Genomic DNA, 18175 nt, shown 5'->3' on the forward strand with positions numbered 1-18175 from the left:
CATTCAAACCCGCTCCCGGCCCCATTCCCCATTCACTACGGCACCCGGCACGAGCCTAAGCCCGAGGTCGTCGCTTTTTCACGAGTACAGGTTGTCTGGCCGGTCGTTTCGTTAAATGAACAGTAGTACTTATTGCTTTGACCTTCATCTTGCGACACATAGTCCCAGGATGATGTCGTCGGCCATTGCAACGTGCCGATAACGCTCTGCAACGCTTTCAGATCGTCCAGCGAGGCTATATTTTCCTGCGATCCGCAAAGATGCGTCAACGACGTTTCCACGTGTTCGGACTGATAATAATAGTTCGTCCCCCAGATTTCATTATTAAACGGCCAGGTATCCCGGGGCGCGGCAGAGAGCTCGGCTTTCAGGTACGGGCGGCGCAGCGTAACGCCGTTTACCTGCACGGTATCCGGCATATGACCCCAGTAGGACGCATACGGCGTGTCCGGGCTGGTTTGCACCGTAAAGATCGCATCCACGCTCGCCGCCTCATCAAATTGATTCGCAAGCGCCGCCGTGACAGACGTTTTTAACCCCAGCGATTTATCCTGAGTTAACGTAAACCGCAACTTACCGTCATCGCCGGTGAAGCCAGACCATTTTGTGCTGAGGCCATTCTGGTTATTAAACGCCACTGCCGTACCCGCAGGTGCAATCGGCGTCAGCATCATATTCGCAGGCGAAGTTGTAAACGGAACCGGCTCGCCAATCACGCCTGGTTCAATGTATTGCTTATCCACCGCACCGCGCGAATAAGCGTAATCACGCGTCAACAGTACGGCCACCCCGGCCTGCGGCTGCCCGGCGTCGTTAGTCACCGTTACCGTCATCGGTATCGTTTCGCCTTTTTTCGCCATGGCCGCTGATTTATCGGCGTTCCATGCGTCGGAAGAGAGCGCGATATTCAGCCCGCTGCGCGATGTTGTCAGGCAGAGTTGTAAGTAGTAGTTACCCGGGTTTTCCGACATGCTGTAGTTTTTCCCCGTCTTGAGATCTTTATACTGCCAGTAAAGGGTTGAGCCTTTCAGCAGGCTATCCCCCGCCCACCACCGCTTCCCGACGGGCAATCCAATATCGGTCGCCACCTTGCCGCTTGGGTGATCGTTGTACAGCGCAGTGAAATCATCTATCGCAGCCATCTGGTTCATCGGACACCCGCCGTAATTGCCGGTATTAAAACTATTCACCATGATCCAGTTTTCATTGGTTTCGAAATAGGTATCCGTGTGCGCCTCCGATGAGGGCTCGCCTGCCACCAGCGGGCGCTTAAACTCCGCACCGTTGCTGGCGGTGAAGGTCTCCGGCATATGGCCGTACATGTTGGCCTTGTCGCTGTCCGGGCTGGTGAGGACGGTGAACACCACCGGCAGCGATGAGGTCGCCGTCGGCGTATCGTTCAGATTCGCGGTCAGCTGGTTTTTCAACCCTATGCCGCCGGGTTCGGCAAGCGTCAGGGCCAGCGTACCATCCGCGCCGGTGGCGCCGGTCAGAACCGATGTGGCATAGTAAAACTGTTGCTGCGCACCGGTGAGCGGCGTCACCGTCATGTTGGTGCCGTTAGTGGCTACAAATTTATTATAGTCAGGGTTGCGCGCCTTCCCGGCGTCGCGTTTAAGCGAAAAAGTCGCATAAGGCACCGGGTTGCCCATCGCATCGGTAGTGGTGATGAGTAGCGGGATCGACTCGCTGTTTTTCGCCTTCACCGCCTGAATAGCGTCATCCATCGCCTGCGGGGAGGTGAGGGTAATCTGCGTGGCCTGCGGCAGCGGCGTCGTGGCGCAAATTTGATACTGCCAGGCAGTGCTGGTCGCGCTGTTTTCTGACCGACGCGAACCATCAGCCAGATCGACTGCGTAATAGAAGTCAAGTTTTGCCCCGCTGGAAAATGACGTCGAGTTCGATCCGCTCCAGTAAGAATAGTAGACCGGCCAGCCCTGGGCGGTATTTATCGTTCGGCTCGGGTATTTGCTGTAGAGCGAATCCAGCGCCTCAACGGCAGGGTAATAGCCCGCCGCGCAACGGGCCGGATTGGCCCCTTCACTGGCTGGCCCATGAAAAACCGCCCAGGTTTCGTTGGTTTCTTGCTTAGACGCAGTATTGTCCGTACTGGACAGCTCAGCGTACAGCAGCGGGCGCTGGTACACCGCGCCATCCGCCGCCGTCAGCGATGGCGCCATATGCCCCCACATGCGGGCGACGCTGACATCCGGGCTGGTGACGACGGTAAAGATAGTGTCGATGCTGGCACTCACGGCGGCATTTTCATACAGCGTCGCGTTAATCGCGGTGCGGGTGCCGTGGGTGTCCGGGCGGGTGACGCTGATGATACGGGTGCCGTCAGTGCCGGTCTGCGACCCCATTTTGGTGGTGGTCCATGCCAGCGATTCGCCGTCGATCACCACGGGCGTCACGATGCCTTGCAGATCGTCACCGTCCTGAGCGGTATACTTTTCGCCCCGGCGATCGTAACCGTCGCCGCGGGTGAGCACAAACGGCGCTTCCGGGATCGGGTTGCCGCTGGCGTCCTTCACCGTCACCTTGAGCTGCATCGTCTCGCCCTTTTTCACTTTGACCGCGTGGACGTCGCTGCCGTCGTACCACTGCGACGGATTGACCGGTTCAATGGTGATGGACGCCGCCACCGGGTTATCGCTGGCCAGGCAGCTGGCGTAAATCGAGACGTTGCTGTTGGCAAATTCACTGCCGTTCGTCAGCGCGATCAGTTTCCAGGTGGTGGCGCTCTGGTAGGTGGACGACCAGTAGTTAAGATAGGTCGGCCAGCCCTGAATGCTGTGAATCTTGCCGCCGCTGTTGGCGTTATACAGCGCCTCAAGCTGGTCGATGCGCGGCAGGCGGTTCGCCGCGCAGCCGCCCGCATCCGGGTTGCCCACCGCGTCGCTATGGGCCACGCGCGCCCAGGTCTCATTGCTCTCGTCCTGGGTACGCAGCGGGTTGCTCACTTCACCCGCCAGTTTGGGCCGCTCAAAAGTCCAGTCGCCCACGGTAATCGTGTCGGCCATATGGCCCCACATTTTGGCCGCTGGCGTATCCGGGCTGGTGGCGACGGTAAACTTCACGCTGCGGGAAACCGGCGTGCTGATTAATGAATCGACGGGCGCAATATTTAACGGCGTCAGCAGCCCCACGCCCTTTTTCTGGGTGAGGATAATGGTCGCATCGCCGTTAGCGTCGGTGATCCCGTGATAAACCTGCCCGGCAACGTAGCCCACGTCGTCAAACTGCATCTCGCCGTTGCTGGTATCGGTAAAGCCGGTCGTCAGCCCGTCACGCCGCCTGCCGTTCGCCATGGTGATGGTGAAGTCGGTATTGCCGATCGCTATGCCGTTAAGGGCGTTGCGCGAATGGATGTTCATCTTAACCTGTTCACCCACTTTGGCGTCGGCGTTTTTGATCACCGGGTCGTCGTTGAAGTAGACGTCCAGCACCGCCACCATTTCATTGGCCGAGCAGGTCAGGTAGTTGGGCGTATCGGTAAATTTGCCGCTATCGCCGTTTTCGAGGTTGACGTGTACCGTCCCGGAGGCGTCGCTGTCGGCGGCGATGAAATAATCTTCAGTCGGCCAGCCGTGCTCGCTTTCCATCTGTCCGCCCGTATGTTCGCTGTACAAATGCGCCAGCGACGACTGATCCGGCACCTGGCCGACACCGCACTGCGCGGTGGCCGACGCCACGGAGTTAAACGTCGCCCACTCTTCGTTATTTTCGCTGAATTGGCCGTCTTTATGGCTGGCCTCCACCGCCAGCAGCGGACGTTTGTACAGGTTGCCCGCGTCCACCACGCCGCGCATATGGCCCCACATGTTGGCGCCGTCCACGTCCGGGCTGGTGACCACGGTGAAAATTACGCTAAAGGACAGCTCGACGTTGCCGCCTTCGTCGTCCGGCATCACGATGCGGATGGGCGTTTCGACGCCCAGGCCGCTGTTATGTTTTAACGTCAGGTGCGCCTGGCCGTTGACGTCAGTCACGCCGGTATAGTGCTCCGGCGACGAGGCGCTCATACCTTCGGAATCAACGGTGACCCGCAGGTTATCCCATGCGTCCTGATGTTCCCCTTTGCGGTTTTTCGCCGGGTCGATAAACAGCTCCATGTAGCGGTAAGGCAGCGGTTTTTGCGTGTCCCGGTCAACTACGGTCATCGTCAGATCAATCGACTCCCCCACCTGCGCTTTATACGGTCCTTGTGGGGAGAGAGTAATCTGCGGGTGCGCCGCAGGCTGGGCTTTATCCACACAGCTGACCAGCAGCGTGTCGCTGTCGGCGGCCCTGGCAACCGACGCGCTGTTCATATGTACGGCAGCGTGGTAGCCGCTCATCTGATCTTTGGTCGACGACCAGTATTCGGCATCGTCCGTCGCCGGCCAGCCGGTGTACGTTGCCAGCGTGCTGTGCTCATGTCGCATCTGCACCAGTTGTTCGGCGTCCGGCAGAATATTGCAATGGTTATCGGCGCCGTTCCAGTCGAACAGCGCCCAGGTTTCGTTGGTATCGACGACGCTTTTGTCAGCGCCGCTCGCTTCCGCCGCCAGCTTCGGGCGGGTAAAAGTGTAGGTTATACCGTTCAGCGTCGCGGTGGTGCTCTCTATCATGTGGCCGTACATACTGGCCTTATCGCTGTCCGGGCTGGTGATGGTGGTGAAAATGACGTCGACATTGTCGGTCAGCGTGGGATAGTTTTGCGAAGAGACGATAAGTCGCGTTTTTACCCCCGGACCGTTCTCTTGCGTTACCACCACCGTGGCGTTGCCCTGCCCGTCCGTTACACCATGATATTCTGTTTGCGCAGTCGTTAACTCGGTATTGCCAACGCGCACCGGGTTAGCGTTATTGACCACACCCTGGCGATTTATTGCATCCTCGCGACGGATCACAAACGGCGCATTGATCGCAGGTTCGCCATCACACGCTTTGGTGGTGACAGTAAGAGTAATACTTTCTCCGACCTTAACTTTCGATGCTTCAAAACTGGCATCGACATGATCGCCGCTCACAGAAACAGGGTCGCTCACCGCTGGTTTGATATTCAGCGCCACTTTCGGGCTTAACAGCGGAATGGTCGCATAATTCGGCACCCCGGTACGCGTAAAGAGCCACAGCGCGGGAACGTTGGTTTCATCTTCCACCTGCGCCCAGGCCACCAGCTGTCGCCCGGCGAGGTTTTGGGCGCAAAAGGTCAGGTTCGGAACCGGCTGCGGCGAGAGCGGCGTGTCGGGCGTGGCGGCATCGGCCCATACCAGGCCCATGGCGGGCGGCTGGCGGTTTTCCCAGGCGATGGTGGGCGGATCGCTAAAGAGATCGCCTTCGGTATCGGTGGAATTGACCGCCCGCATCGAGGTTGAGGTAGCATCCGCGCTAAAATCGCGCGGCATGGCGCTGAATTCAATATCGTGGGTTTTGCTCGGGTCAAGCAGCGTACTTCCCTGGTAAAGGGGGATAATAGCGCCGTCGGCCAGCGGCGCGGTGCCGTTAACCGCACCGGTGACTGAGTTCAGCTCTTGCCAGGTTCCGCCCTTTAATAGCGCCTGCGCAGGTGCGATCGACACTGCAAACATGATCAGTAATGTCAGTAAGAAATGTACAACTTTATTCACTTGCCGATTCCTGTCCATGAGCGATAGCCACCCGTTTTCATTCTCTGTCGTAATTCAACCCACTTTGCTTAGCGCGCGGCTAAGCAAAGTGCGCGGAAAATACCACTCCCCGCGGGGAGTGGTATGTTGAGGACAACTTATTTGCGTTTGTAGTCGATGGACAGACCAAAGCCCTGGACACCGTCGCTACCCACGGTAACGCCGCCTTCCGCACCCTCGAACGCCTCTTTCGCTTCGGCGTTGGTAAGCGGGATGACAAGGTCTTTATCGTTCCAGTTTTCGTTGACGATACCGCCGCTACCGGTACCTGCAATTTTACTGGTGCCGACGAATTTCCAGCGGTAGTCATACTGGCTGGTAACGTCTTCACCAGTATCATAGGTGCCGTTGCTGTTCTTATCGCTCCACAGCAGCACTTTATAGGTAGTGTCGGTTTTGAGCGGAGTAGAGGTACCCAGCAGGTTGGTGGTTGAGCCAGACTCATAGATAACCACATGGACGTTTTCATCCACCACCGGACCTTCCGGAATGTCGTCGCCATCCGCACCACCGCCCGCATCGGTCGACAGGTCTTTCAACAGCAGTTCGGTTGCCACGGCTGGGTCACCGGTGGTGGTGGTTGGGGTGATTTTGATACCGATATAATGGTCTGCGTCACCCGCCTGAATTTCATAGGTATCGCTGCCTTTGGTGCCAATCTCTTCGGGATTGCTACCATTCTGGTCGCTGTATCTCATCCACTGCACCGTCAGTTTCGTGGCGGCGTTGTCGACATCCAGGTCGCCTTCCGTATCGCCAATCGCCCAGTTGACCGTGACCTTATCGCCAACGTGGAACTGCTTATCGCCTTCGGTCACAATTTTACGATCGCCGCGATCGATAGTTACCGTTACGTGATCTTTGTCGGTATCCGCAGTTTTATCCGCCGCACGGGTAATCCACGGCACCGTACCCTGAATGGTGCCCGTCTGTTCAGAGACAATCTGCCACTGCCCCGATTTCAGATTACCGTTTGCCGCCACCGCTGGCGCGGCGCAATACCCGGCAACTACTAATGCTAAAGCGACCTTCGTCAGCCGCCGTTTTACTGTTGCTTGCATTCAGACTCTCCTTTTTCTCAAAATTCAGCGGCTGGCTGGTCAGCCACAACGCTGACGCTATTTCTGACTATACGTAACGCGTATGCCGTAACCCTGAACGCCATCTTCCACATTGGCGGCAAACTTCTGCGCCGCCTCTTTATTGGTTACTGGCAGGACAAGATCTTCATTCATGGTGTTGGCCAGCGCGCCGGTATGTCCGTTTGTACTCTGCCCGGTAAACTCCCACTGGTAGTCGTACAGCGCCATCTCTTCTTCCGTGAGCTGCTCGGACATCTGGAATACGCCGTCTTTATTTTTGTCGCGCCACAGCAGGAAACGGTAAGCATTATTGACCGTAGGGTGCCTATCTTCTTTGCCGATAAGGTTGACAGGGTTGGCGGCTTTGACCTGATAAATCACCGCATTCAGCGCGCTCAGGTTGTCGCCGATAAAAGTGACATCAACGTAGTTACTGTCGCCATAGGCGTCTGCTTTCGCCTTCCAGCGGAAAGTCCCCGGCAGGGTGCTGGAAAGCGTCACCGTCCCCGCTTCTTTGTCACGACTGGCAATAAACACGCAGGGGGTTTCCGTGGTGCAGGGCGTCTGGGCCAGGGTGACTTTTTTATCATTGCTGTCGTACAACACGGGCGTCATGGCATCGTCCACCAGTTCGTTACCATTGCGATCCGTGGAGTCGCCAAAGGAATCGGTGATCAGCAGATCCATCACCACGCCGTCTTCGCCATCGGCCAGCGCGCTGGCTTCATGGCTGTGATCGCTGCGATCGGTATCGGCAATGTTGTTGACGATCAGCTCAATTTTGCGATCCTGCTGGACGGTGATTTCCACCACGCCGGAGTTCTGCTTATTGCCCTTTTCATCTTCCAGCGTCATGCGTACTTTCCAGGTGTTCAGGGCGGTGCGCTGCTCTTCGGTATCGGCATTAACCCAGGCAGGAAGCACCAGATTCCAGCTGTTATTGTTGCCTTCGGTTAACGCATTAGCTTTTACCACCGGCATCACCAGCGTACGGGCGGCGTTGTTTTTCGCCTGCCAGGAGGCAGAAATAATTTTGTAATGGTGGTTAATCAGCGCGTTGACAGTCCACTTACATTTCTCCAGCCCCACCGCGGCCTCAGGCGTATCTTCAATCACGCATTCCGGGTGTTCATTGGTGGCGTCAGCCTTCAGCCACAACGTGACGTCCAGCGGATCTTTCTCGCGATATTCGAGAATGATGAAATTGTTACGATCGACAAAATCGGTGCGGCTGCCCATTAAGGAGTGCTGAATTTTAACGTTTTCCGGATCGAGCTGCGCCGCCAGCGGCGTGCCTATCTGGTAGTTCACGGTCGCGTTAACGCTAAAGTCGTTACTATCGCCAGTACCGGCTTTGTAATCCGTACCAACCGTGACCAGCGGTACCGGCGTATATTCCAGCCCCAAAGTGACGGCATGAGGATCTTTTTGCAGATTATCGGTGCCAAACAGCGCTACTTCATCGCCGTAGTACTGTTCGTAAACTAATTTAGCGCCAAGCTGCGGATAAAACGGCAGCCAGCTTTCCATGCGGATATCCCAGCCGCGCGCGGGTCGTTCTTCATAAAAGTCGAAATCTTCGGAGTCTTTCCAGTCAGAAAGAGGATGGTAATAGTTGCCGGAGAATTTCAGGTAATCCGTCCAGGCTTCGGTTCCCAGACCTAATCGACGGTGACCGCGCGTAAAATCGTAGTCATAGAATGCGTTGCCGCCAAGCAGCCAGTTGCCGACGTTCTGGCGAACGCCAAGCCCAAAGTTACCAATGGTGCGGTCTTCCTTACGCTGAGCCGAAATCTGGCTAAAGAAAAGCGTGCTCTGGTTGTCATACCAGGGAATAAAATAATCCAGCGAACTGCCGTCCAGATCGCCGCCTTCGCCCACGGACAGGCTGGTACGGATCTTGCCATAAGGTGACATTACACCTTCAAGATATGACTGTGCTGAGGAAGTGATTTGGTTTTGCAAATAGCTACGCGCCTGGGATTCCAGCGCTTCCGGGGTGAGATTATCAAAGCCCTGGGTGGCGGAATTAATAAAGTAGTCAGCGCCCTGTTCTTTAAAGGACTTTCCTTTATTTTCCTGTTCTTCTTTTTTCGCGGATTCGCTGGCTAAATCAGGCAGGGAGGAGTGGCTTTCATCATTTGCAGATGCAGAGTTATCTGCGCCAGAAGCCGCAACTGAGACTCCAGACACTAATAGCAAAACCAGAATGCGAATCCTTCGCACCATATGATATCCCTGTCGTTAAATAAACACGCCTCTATGAAAAGATATTATATGGATGATTCAGATGGAATCATAACTAACAGGCCTAAATATATTCCTAAAAAGAAAAGTTTAATATGAAACAGATTTATAATATTGATATAATAAATAAAAAGAAAGCTGTTATTTATTTCTAATATTAATTTTCGGGAATAATATTCCCTATAAATAGTTGAATCAATAAAAAGAATAAAATAACCGCCGGGCAGGATACTATGCTGATATTACGGGAGTATCGAATAACGCTTTTGCCCTTAGCCGGATAAGACGTCGGCGCCTCTGCTCTGCGGCGCAACGTCGACAGCGGTTTTATTGATCGGAAATGACGAAATTAACCCGTTTTTTTGAAATTAAACCATGACCGTTCTGGCAAAAATAGTCCACTGCGCCGCAGGCTTTCAAAACCTGTAACGGCTGGCGGCAGTCAGGACAAAGTGCCTGTAACGAGAAATCTTTAGCGCATGTCTCGCAATGCGCTGTATCGCCATTGCGCTCCAGCGCGTGATGGCAAACGGGGCAGGTTATTTCCATAACATTCTCCTCAGGCGCGTGACTCACTTTTACTTGAAAGGCCTGATAGCGCAGCGCTTGTCAGGCCTGGAATATTACTGAAAAAGCATTACTTGCTTTTCTTGATATGTTTCATCAGACGCTTACGTTTGCGCATTTGCGTTGGCGTCAGTGTGTTACGCTTGTTCGCATACGGGTTCTCCCCTTCTTTAAACTGAATGCGAATCGGCGTCCCCATCACTTCCAACGACTTGCGGAAGTAGTTCATCAGATAGCGCTTATAGGAGTCTGGCAGATCTTTTACCTGGTTGCCGTGAATCACCACAATCGGCGGGTTATAGCCGCCAGCGTGGGCATATTTCAGTTTTACACGGCGACCGCGCACCAGCGGCGGCTGATGATCTTCCACCGCCATCGTCATGATACGGGTCAGCATCGCAGTGCTCACCCGGCGAGTGGAACTGTCGTAAGCCTCGCGTACGGACTCAAACAGGTTGCCGACACCGCTGCCGTGTAGCGCAGAGATAAAATGAACGCGGGCAAAATCAATAAAGCCCAGACGGAAATCCAGCGTCTCTTTCACCTGCTCTTTGACTTCCTGGCTCAGGCCATCCCATTTGTTGACTACGATAACGAGTGAGCGCCCACTATTGAGGATAAAGCCCAGCAGAGACAAATCCTGGTCGGAGATCCCCTCGCGCGCATCGATAACCAACAGTACGACGTTAGCGTCTTCAATCGCCTGCAACGTTTTAATCACCGAGAACTTTTCTACCGCATCGGTGATTTTTCCGCGCTTACGCACCCCTGCCGTGTCAATCAGCACATATTCCCGTTCGTCGCGTTCCATCGGGATATAAATGCTGTCGCGAGTGGTGCCCGGCATGTCGTATACCACCACGCGCTCTTCGCCGAGAATACGGTTAGTGAGTGTGGACTTACCTACGTTCGGGCGACCGACAATCGCCAGCTTTATCGGCAGGCTTTGCGGGTCAAAATCATCTTCCGGCGCTTCTTCGCCATTTTGTTCCGCCTCGAACTGCGCCCAGTATTCCGCGTCTTCATCCACCTCTTCCTGCGGCGCGACATCATCCATCCACGGCAGAAGCACATGTTCCAGCAGGCTCAATACGCCGCGACCATGTGAGGCGGCGATAGGGTAAATTTCGCCTAATCCCAGCGAGTAGAAATCGACAACCGCCTGATCGGGGTCGAGACCATCCGTTTTATTCGCCACCAGGAAGGTCGGTTTTTCACGGGAACGTAGATGTTTGGCAATCGCTTCATCCGCCGGCATCAGGCCAGCGCGCGCATCTACCATGAATAACACCACATCCGCTTCTTCAATCGCCAGCAGCGACTGCTCCGCCATCCGCGTTTCGACGCCATCTTCGGTGCCGTCAATACCGCCGGTGTCGATACAGATAAACTCGCGGCCTTCAACTTCCGCACGACCGTACTTACGGTCACGAGTCAGACCCGGGAAATCCGCAACCAGCGCATCTCGGGTGCGGGTCAGACGGTTAAATAGCGTGGATTTTCCGACGTTAGGGCGCCCGACAAGCGCGACCACAGGTACCATGTTTAAAGCCTCATTAAAAAAATCATCAGACAACGCGCGTCATTTTTACGCCGTTGTTAAAAACAGGAAAACGGCCCCTACACCAGGAGCCGTTTTTTAAAACACACAACCGTGACGATTAACGCGTAATCGCGTAGACCGTACCGTCTTTGGCCTGGATGAGCAGTTTACCATCCGCCACCGTCGGTTCGGTCAGAAAACCGGAACTGTCTACTTTTTGTTGGGCCACAAAACGCCCGTCATCAACATTAATCCAGTGCAGATAACCTTCGCTATCGCCGACGACTAAATCACCATTATACAGCACCGGGGAGGTCAGCAAACGGTGCAGCAGATCGCTTTGCGTCCACAGCGTTACGCCGCCGTCAGTGGTCAGCGCCAGCACGCGATCGTTCTGATCGACCAGGTAGATACGGTCGCCGTCGACGATAAAGTCATTGACCGACCCCAGCTCGCGTTTCCACATAATCTGACCACTGCGCAGATCCAGCGCCGTTAAGTTACCATTATACGCCAACGCATAAACGACGCCGTTTACCACAACCGGCGTGGTATCGACGTCGCTCAGACGGTCAATTTCCGTTGGGCCAGTGGCCTGGGAGATACGCTGCTGCCAAATCATCTGGCCTTGTTGCATCAACACGGCGCTGACGCGGCCATTATCACCACCAACGATAGCCGCGCCGAACGCGGTTGCCGGCGCAGATTCGCCGCGCAGCGACAGCGAAGGCATATCCAGGTTCACCGTCCATTTAATGGCGCCATCCGCCTGATTTAGCGCCTGCAACTGACCGTTGCTGGTATGGATAAGGACGATTCCATCACTGACAACCGGGCGAGACAACGCTTCGCCTGCGACCTTCGTCTGCCATGCTGTGGTACCGTCGCTGGTATTCAGCGCATAAACCTCGGCCTTTTCACTGCCGATATAGACGTGACCGCCCGCAACAGTGACGCCGCCGGACAACAGCGCGGACGAACGAGAGAACCAGCCGTCTTTCTCGCCCAGATTCACAGACCAGATCTCTTTGCCATCATCCGCATTGAGCGCTTTTACCACGCCCGCGCGATCGGCTGCATAGACCACGTTATCTGCCATTACCGGATGAAGGTTAGAATAAAATTCGCCAATTCCGTTACCGACAGAGGTGCTCCAGACAGTGGTCGGGGTAAACTGGTTTTCAACCTGCGGTAATGGAGACATCTTGACGACATCTTCTTCGCCGCTAAACAGTGAACAGCCGCTGAGCAGGGTAACGGAAAGCAACCCTGGCAGAAGTAATTTACGCAATTGCATCGGGTCCCTCTCAGATGGACAAATTATTGATTTTCATCTGCATCATTTCGCTCAACGCCGGAGAGGCATCGCTATTGACGCCCGCTTCCCATGCGCTGCGCGCGCCTTTTTTATCACCCTTACTCAGCAACGCTTCGCCGCGCAAATCAGCGACAATGGCTGTCCATCCTTCGCCTTTAACGGCATCCAGAGTTTTCAGCGCGGCGTCGGCTTGCTTAAGCTGCAACTGAACGCGAGCGAGACGCAGATTAATCACCGCTTTGAGATTTTCATCGCTGGTGGCCGCCAACCCCTGCTGCAACTGGGCTTCGGCTTTTTTAAGTTCATTCTTATCCACAAACTGCTGCGCCAGTTCCATAGACGCCAGCGCACCATAGGTGTTTTTATTCTCAGCCGCGAATTTTTCAGCGGCGGGAATGCTATCCGGCTTATCGGCGCTTACCGCCGTCACCGCATTTTGATACGCCAGAGAAGCAGCACGCGCGGACTCCGTCTGATGGCTGCTCCAGTAACGCCAGCCAACCAGCGCGCCAACCCCTAAAATCACTCCGACAGCCAGCGCTTTGCCGTTTTCGGCAAAGAAGCGTTTAATCGCATCCACCTGGTCGTGTTCGTTCTCGTAAATTTCCACGCTGTCCTTCTCCTTAGCCCAATAAAGTGCGCAAATGCGCGGCAACGCTGTCCTGCGCCACTGCCGTTTGCTCACCGGAGCGCAAATCCTTCACTACAACAGTCCCATCGGCGACTTCAGATTCGCCAAGAACCAGTGCAATACGGGCGCCCCACTTATCGGCGCGGGCAAACTGTTTCTTAAAGTTGCCGCCGCCGTGGTTTGTCATTAGCTTCACGCCTGGCATTTCATCGCGCAGCCGCTCCGCCAGCGTCATTGCCGCAGACTGCGTTTGTGCGCCGGCAGCTACCAGGTATATATCGACAACAGGAGAGGCAATAAATTCCGGATTAACTGCCTGAACTAACAAAACAAGTCGTTCCAGGCCCATCGCAAAGCCCACTGCCGGGGTAGCGCGACCGCCCAATTGTTCCACCAGACCGTCATAACGACCACCCGCACAGACGGTGCCTTGTGACCCCAGACTGTTTGTTACCCATTCAAATACGGTGCGGTTGTAGTAGTCCAGACCGCGTACCAGCCGCTGGTTGACGGTGTAGGCAATTCCCGCCGCGTCCAGCAATTTACACAGGCCGGCAAAGTGCTCGCGTGAATCGTCATCGAGATAGTCGCCGAGAGCGGGCGCGTCGTTGAGCAGCGCCTGCACGTCCGGATTTTTTGAATCCAGCACGCGCAGCGGATTGGTATACATACGGCGTTTGCAGTCTTCGTCCAACGTCTCTTGATGCTGTTCGAGGAACGCGACCAGCGCATCGCGATAGTTCGCACGCGCCTCTAAGGAACCAATAGAGTTCAGCTCCAGGCTAACGTGTTCAGAGATGCCCAGCGCGCGCCACCAGCGTGCGGTCAGCATAATCAGTTCCGCGTCGATATCCGGGCCTTGTAAGCCAAAGACTTCGGCACCTAGCTGGTGGAACTGACGGTAGCGGCCTTTTTGCGGACGCTCATGACGGAACATCGGCCCGATATACCACAAACGCTGTTCCTGATTGTACAGGAGACCATGTTCGATGCCGGCGCGTACACAGCCCGCCGTACCTTCAGGGCGCAATGTCAGGCTATCGCCGTTGCGATCCTCAAAGGTGTACATCTCTTTTTCAACCACGTCAGTAACTTCACCGATCGCGCGTTTGAATAACGGGGTCTGCTCTACAATCGGCAAGCGGATTTCACTGTAACCGTAGCTGCCGAGCACGTTTTTGAGTGTGCCTTCAATGCGCTGCCAGATGGCGGTTTCGCCAGGCAGATAATCGTTCATGCCGCGAATGGCTTGAATGTTTTTTGCCACGTTTATTCTCTTTCTGAATATAAAAATGAACCCTCAGCGCTTCCCCGAACGAACCGGGAGCCATGCGGGTTCAATCATACACGGGAAGCGCGCCGCTTCCCATCACGTTCTTATTTTTCAACCTGCAACACGTCAATCCGACGCGCTTCATCAAGTTGACTTGCTTTCGCGCGAATACGGGATTCAAGCTGCGCGATCATATCGTCGTTATCGAGTCTGTCCTTACGCACGCCGTCTTCATACAGGCCACTTTTCTTATTGCCGCCCGTCACGCCCAGCGTCGATACCAGCGCTTCGCCCGGCCCGTTCACTACGCAACCGATGATCGAGACGTCCATCGGGGTGATGATATCTTCCAGACGCTGCTCCAGCGCGTTCACCGTGCCGATAACGTCGAACTCCTGACGAGAACAGGTCGGGCAGGCGATGAAATTGATGCCGCGCGCGCGAATGCGCAGCGACTTCAGGATATCAAAACCGACTTTGATCTCTTCCACCGGGTCGGCGGCCAACGATACGCGCAGCGTGTCGCCGATGCCTTCCGATAACAGCAGACCTAAACCGATCGCCGACTTGACCGCCCCGCTACGCGCGCCGCCCGCTTCGGTGATCCCCAGATGCAGCGGCTGATCGATCTGTTTAGCCAACAAACGATAAGACTCAACGGCAAGGAATACATCGGACGCTTTTACGCTCACTTTGAACTGATCAAAGTTGAGACGATCGAGATGATCGACATGGCGCATGGCTGATTCCAGCAACGCCTGCGGCGTCGGCTCACCGTATTTTTCCTGCAGATCTTTTTCCAGCGATCCGGCGTTTACGCCGATACGAATAGGGATGTTTTTGTCGCGCGCGCAGTCCACCACCATACGAATACGTTCTTCGTTACCGATATTGCCGGGGTTGATACGCAAGCAGTCAACGCCGTATTCCGCTACTTTCAGCGCAATGCGGTAGTCGAAGTGAATATCGGCAACCAGCGGGACGTTAACCTGCTGTTTGATAAGCTTGAACGCTTCGGCGGCGTCCATTGTCGGTACAGAAACACGAACAATATCTGCGCCAACGCGCTCCAGCGCTTTGATCTGATTAACCGTCGCTTCCACGTCAGTGGTACGCGTGTTAGTCATCGACTGGACGGCGATAGGGGCACCATCGCCAATCGGCACATTCCCAACGTAAATACGTGTCGATTTTCTACGTTGAATCGGAGCCTGGTTATGCATGAAAAACCTCCCGCGTTACCCGTCTGTTACTGCGCCGGTGTCGGTTCGGCATTAAGGGTCAGACGCGCAACCTGATTAGTTCTGATAAAGCGGCTCAGATCGACAGGTTTTCCTTGATACTGGATCTGCACCGCGGCCGGCGCGCCAATTTTAAGTTTATAAGGCGCCTGACCGGTTAGGTTTAAATTACCATCTTTACGCTGCATACCGCTAAACAGCTTCTTACCCGTGGCGTCAGTGACTTCGAGCCAACAGTCAGCGGTAAAATTCATCACCAGCGCGTTCGGATCGGCAGCAGGCGCCGCTACGCCAGCCTGACTGGTCGGCAGCGCGGACGGCGTCTCCGTTGCCGCTGGCGCGGCAGATGTCGCAGCCGTATCGACATTCGCCTGCGAAGGCGCGACTACCGTATTTTGCGTTGCCGCCGCCGTTGGCGCTGGCGTTTGCGTCGCCGCCGTCGAATCAACCGGCGTCGCAGGCGCCGGAGCCGTTTGCGCTGGCGTCGTATCCTGGCTTGTCGCGTCACGGGTGTCCAGCGGTACGCTTTGGCCGCTGTCTTTATCTGCGTTCAGTTCAGCCGTGCTTTGATCGGCCATTGTCGTGATCTCTTCCTGCTGCGCCTTGTGGTTCTGCCACCACCAGGCGCCGGTCAGCCCTACGACCACAAACAGTACCAGCCAGGTAAAAGACATTAACCAGCCGTCGCGTTTTTTACGACGCTTTCCTAATGAGAAACTCTGCATCGGGGCGACTTTAGCGGCGCGCAGCGGGGCCTGCTTTTCCAGCCCCGGCAGCAGTTCCTCTTCTGGAACATGCACCAGACGCGCATATGAGCGGATATATCCGCGCAGGAAGGTTGAAGCAAGATCGGACGGCGCCTTATCTTCTTCAATATCGCGTACCGTAGAAACCTTCAGGCAAAGTCGCTCAGCGACAGCCTGCTGGCTGAGTCCGAGTTGTTCACGGGCATTGCGCAGACGAACGCCGGTGGTTTGTGCTTCATTTTGGTCGTGCGTGGCTTCAGTATTCATTCGCTACAGCTACAGGTACGTGTAAATTAGGATTCAGGCGCCGACGAGCCGTAATGCCCGCCCACACCGCGAAACATCAGGTTAGTTAACCTTAGTCAGACAGTATAAGCCTGTCAGGCCGCAGATGACAAAACCGCTAAGACACAAGGCTAAACTCTTGTTGCACCATTACATACTGCCTTAAAGTCGACAAAAACGCACCGTTATTATTGACCAGACAAGTACAACGCCAGACATTATTCAACTGACATTGCGCCACGGTATAATGAATGCCCCGTGGCACAACTGCTATCAAATAGCCTTGATGTCAATCACCTCTCCCTGCATACGCTTACGCAGGGTACGTTTAGTACGGTCAATCACATCGCCTGCCAACTGTCCGCATGCCGCATCAATGTCATCGCCACGCGTCTTGCGTACGATGGTCGTGAAACCATAACTCATCAAAACTTTAGAAAAGCGATCGATACGGCTGTTAGAGCTGCGGCCATACGGCGCGCCAGGGAACGGGTTCCACGGAATCAGATTAATCTTACAAGGCGTCTCTTTTAGTAGCTCCGCCAGTTGATGCGCGTGTTCAGTGCCGTCGTTAACGTGGTCAAGCATTACGTATTCAATCGTCACGCGCCCCTGATTGGCGTTGGATTTCTCCAGATAGCGGCGAACCGCGCCCAGGAACGTTTCGATATTGTATTTTTTGTTGATCGGGACGATTTCGTCGCGAATAGTGTCATTCGGCGCATGTAAGGAGATAGCCAGCGCGACATCTATCATATCGCCCAGTTTATCCAGCGCAGGCACCACGCCTGACGTTGAGAGCGTGACACGACGTTTGGACAGGCCGAAACCAAAGTCATCGAGCATAATTTCCATCGCCGGTACGACATTGGTCAGGTTAAGCAATGGCTCGCCCATCCCCATCATGACCACGTTGGTGATCGGACGCTGGCCGGTGACTTTGGCCGCGCCGACGATTTTCGCCGCACGCCAGACCTGACCGATAATTTCCGATACGCGCAGGTTGCGGTTAAAGCCCTGCTGCGCAGTTGAACAAAACTTGCACTCCAGCGCGCATCCTACCTGTGAAGAGACACACAGCGTAGCGCGGTCGTCTTCCGGGATATAGACCGTTTCAACGCGCTGATCGCCGACAGCAATCGCCCACTTAATGGTGCCGTCTGAGGAACGCTGCTCTTCAACGACCTCCGGCGCGCGGATTTCCGCGACCTCTTTTAATTTGCCGCGCAACACTTTGTTGATGTCGGTCATCTCATCAAAATTATCGCAGCAATAGTGATACATCCATTTCATCACCTGATCGGCGCGGAAAGGCTTTTCACCTAAGTTTTTAAAAAACTCGCGCATCTGCTGACGGTTGAGATCCAGCAGGTTGATTTTTGTTTCGTTGTTAAGAACTACCGGGGTACTGCTTTCAGGTGTGACAATTTGTTCAGACATATGCTATTCCGGCCTCGTTATTACACGTTATGGCCCCTGGAGGGTTGAAAAAAGAAACGCCCCGGTAAGCTTACTGCTCGTCCGGGGGCGCTGCATTGTACAAATTCTGGCGTAAGGATGCCACGTCTGCACGCGGCATTAGCAAAAA

Annotated in this window: 11 protein-coding genes; all 11 read right to left on the minus strand. The window is 55.0% G+C overall.

Going from position 1 to position 18175, the window contains the following annotated elements:
- Positions 1–35 precede the first annotated feature (35 nt).
- The 11 genes from ratA to ACLJRS_RS21175 all read right to left on the minus strand — a co-directional run bounded on the left by ratA (position 36) and on the right by ACLJRS_RS21175 (position 18027).
- The gene (gene ratA / locus ACLJRS_RS21125) at positions 36–5633 is read right to left on the minus strand and encodes a DUF823/DUF824 repeat adhesin RatA (protein WP_000375796.1); all 5598 of its coding nucleotides are present in this window, start codon (positions 5631–5633) and stop codon (positions 36–38) included.
- A 119-nt stretch (positions 5634–5752) separates the two neighbouring features.
- On the minus strand, positions 5753–6715 hold the full coding sequence (locus tag ACLJRS_RS21130; protein WP_001149074.1) for a SinI family autotransporter-associated protein: 963 nt from the start codon (positions 6713–6715) through the stop codon (positions 5753–5755).
- A gap of 57 nt (positions 6716–6772) precedes the next feature.
- Positions 6773–8965, minus strand: a complete 2193-nt coding sequence (gene sinH, locus ACLJRS_RS21135) for an intimin-like inverse autotransporter SinH (RefSeq protein WP_000252221.1) — start codon at positions 8963–8965, stop codon at positions 6773–6775.
- A gap of 345 nt (positions 8966–9310) precedes the next feature.
- Positions 9311–9532, minus strand: a complete 222-nt coding sequence (locus tag ACLJRS_RS21140) for a zinc ribbon domain-containing protein (RefSeq protein WP_000406466.1) — start codon at positions 9530–9532, stop codon at positions 9311–9313.
- Between the two features lie 88 nt (positions 9533–9620).
- Positions 9621–11093 (minus strand): ribosome biogenesis GTPase Der, encoded by a 1473-nt coding sequence (gene der, locus ACLJRS_RS21145; RefSeq protein WP_000249411.1) that lies wholly within the window; start codon positions 11091–11093, stop codon positions 9621–9623.
- 118 nt (positions 11094–11211) lie between these two features.
- Entirely contained in the window at positions 11212–12390 is a 1179-nt protein-coding gene (gene bamB / locus ACLJRS_RS21150; RefSeq protein ID WP_001177072.1) for an outer membrane protein assembly factor BamB, read from the minus strand.
- A 10-nt stretch (positions 12391–12400) separates the two neighbouring features.
- The gene (locus tag ACLJRS_RS21155) at positions 12401–13021 is read right to left on the minus strand and encodes a YfgM family protein (protein WP_000409190.1); all 621 of its coding nucleotides are present in this window, start codon (positions 13019–13021) and stop codon (positions 12401–12403) included.
- A gap of 13 nt (positions 13022–13034) precedes the next feature.
- On the minus strand, positions 13035–14309 hold the full coding sequence (gene hisS / locus ACLJRS_RS21160; RefSeq protein WP_001107146.1) for a histidine--tRNA ligase: 1275 nt from the start codon (positions 14307–14309) through the stop codon (positions 13035–13037).
- 110 nt (positions 14310–14419) lie between these two features.
- The gene (gene ispG / locus ACLJRS_RS21165) at positions 14420–15538 is read right to left on the minus strand and encodes a flavodoxin-dependent (E)-4-hydroxy-3-methylbut-2-enyl-diphosphate synthase (protein WP_000551804.1); all 1119 of its coding nucleotides are present in this window, start codon (positions 15536–15538) and stop codon (positions 14420–14422) included.
- A 26-nt stretch (positions 15539–15564) separates the two neighbouring features.
- Positions 15565–16569, minus strand: a complete 1005-nt coding sequence (rodZ, locus tag ACLJRS_RS21170) for a cytoskeleton protein RodZ (RefSeq protein ID WP_001090898.1) — start codon at positions 16567–16569, stop codon at positions 15565–15567.
- Between the two features lie 291 nt (positions 16570–16860).
- A complete protein-coding gene (locus ACLJRS_RS21175; protein ID WP_000003206.1) occupies positions 16861–18027 on the minus strand; it encodes a bifunctional tRNA (adenosine(37)-C2)-methyltransferase TrmG/ribosomal RNA large subunit methyltransferase RlmN in 1167 nt (388 codons plus the stop codon).
- Positions 18028–18175: the final 148 nt, after the last annotated feature.

The organism is Salmonella sp. SAL00670 (assembly GCF_046552235.1).
GTDB classification, from domain to species: domain Bacteria; phylum Pseudomonadota; class Gammaproteobacteria; order Enterobacterales; family Enterobacteriaceae; genus Salmonella; species Salmonella enterica.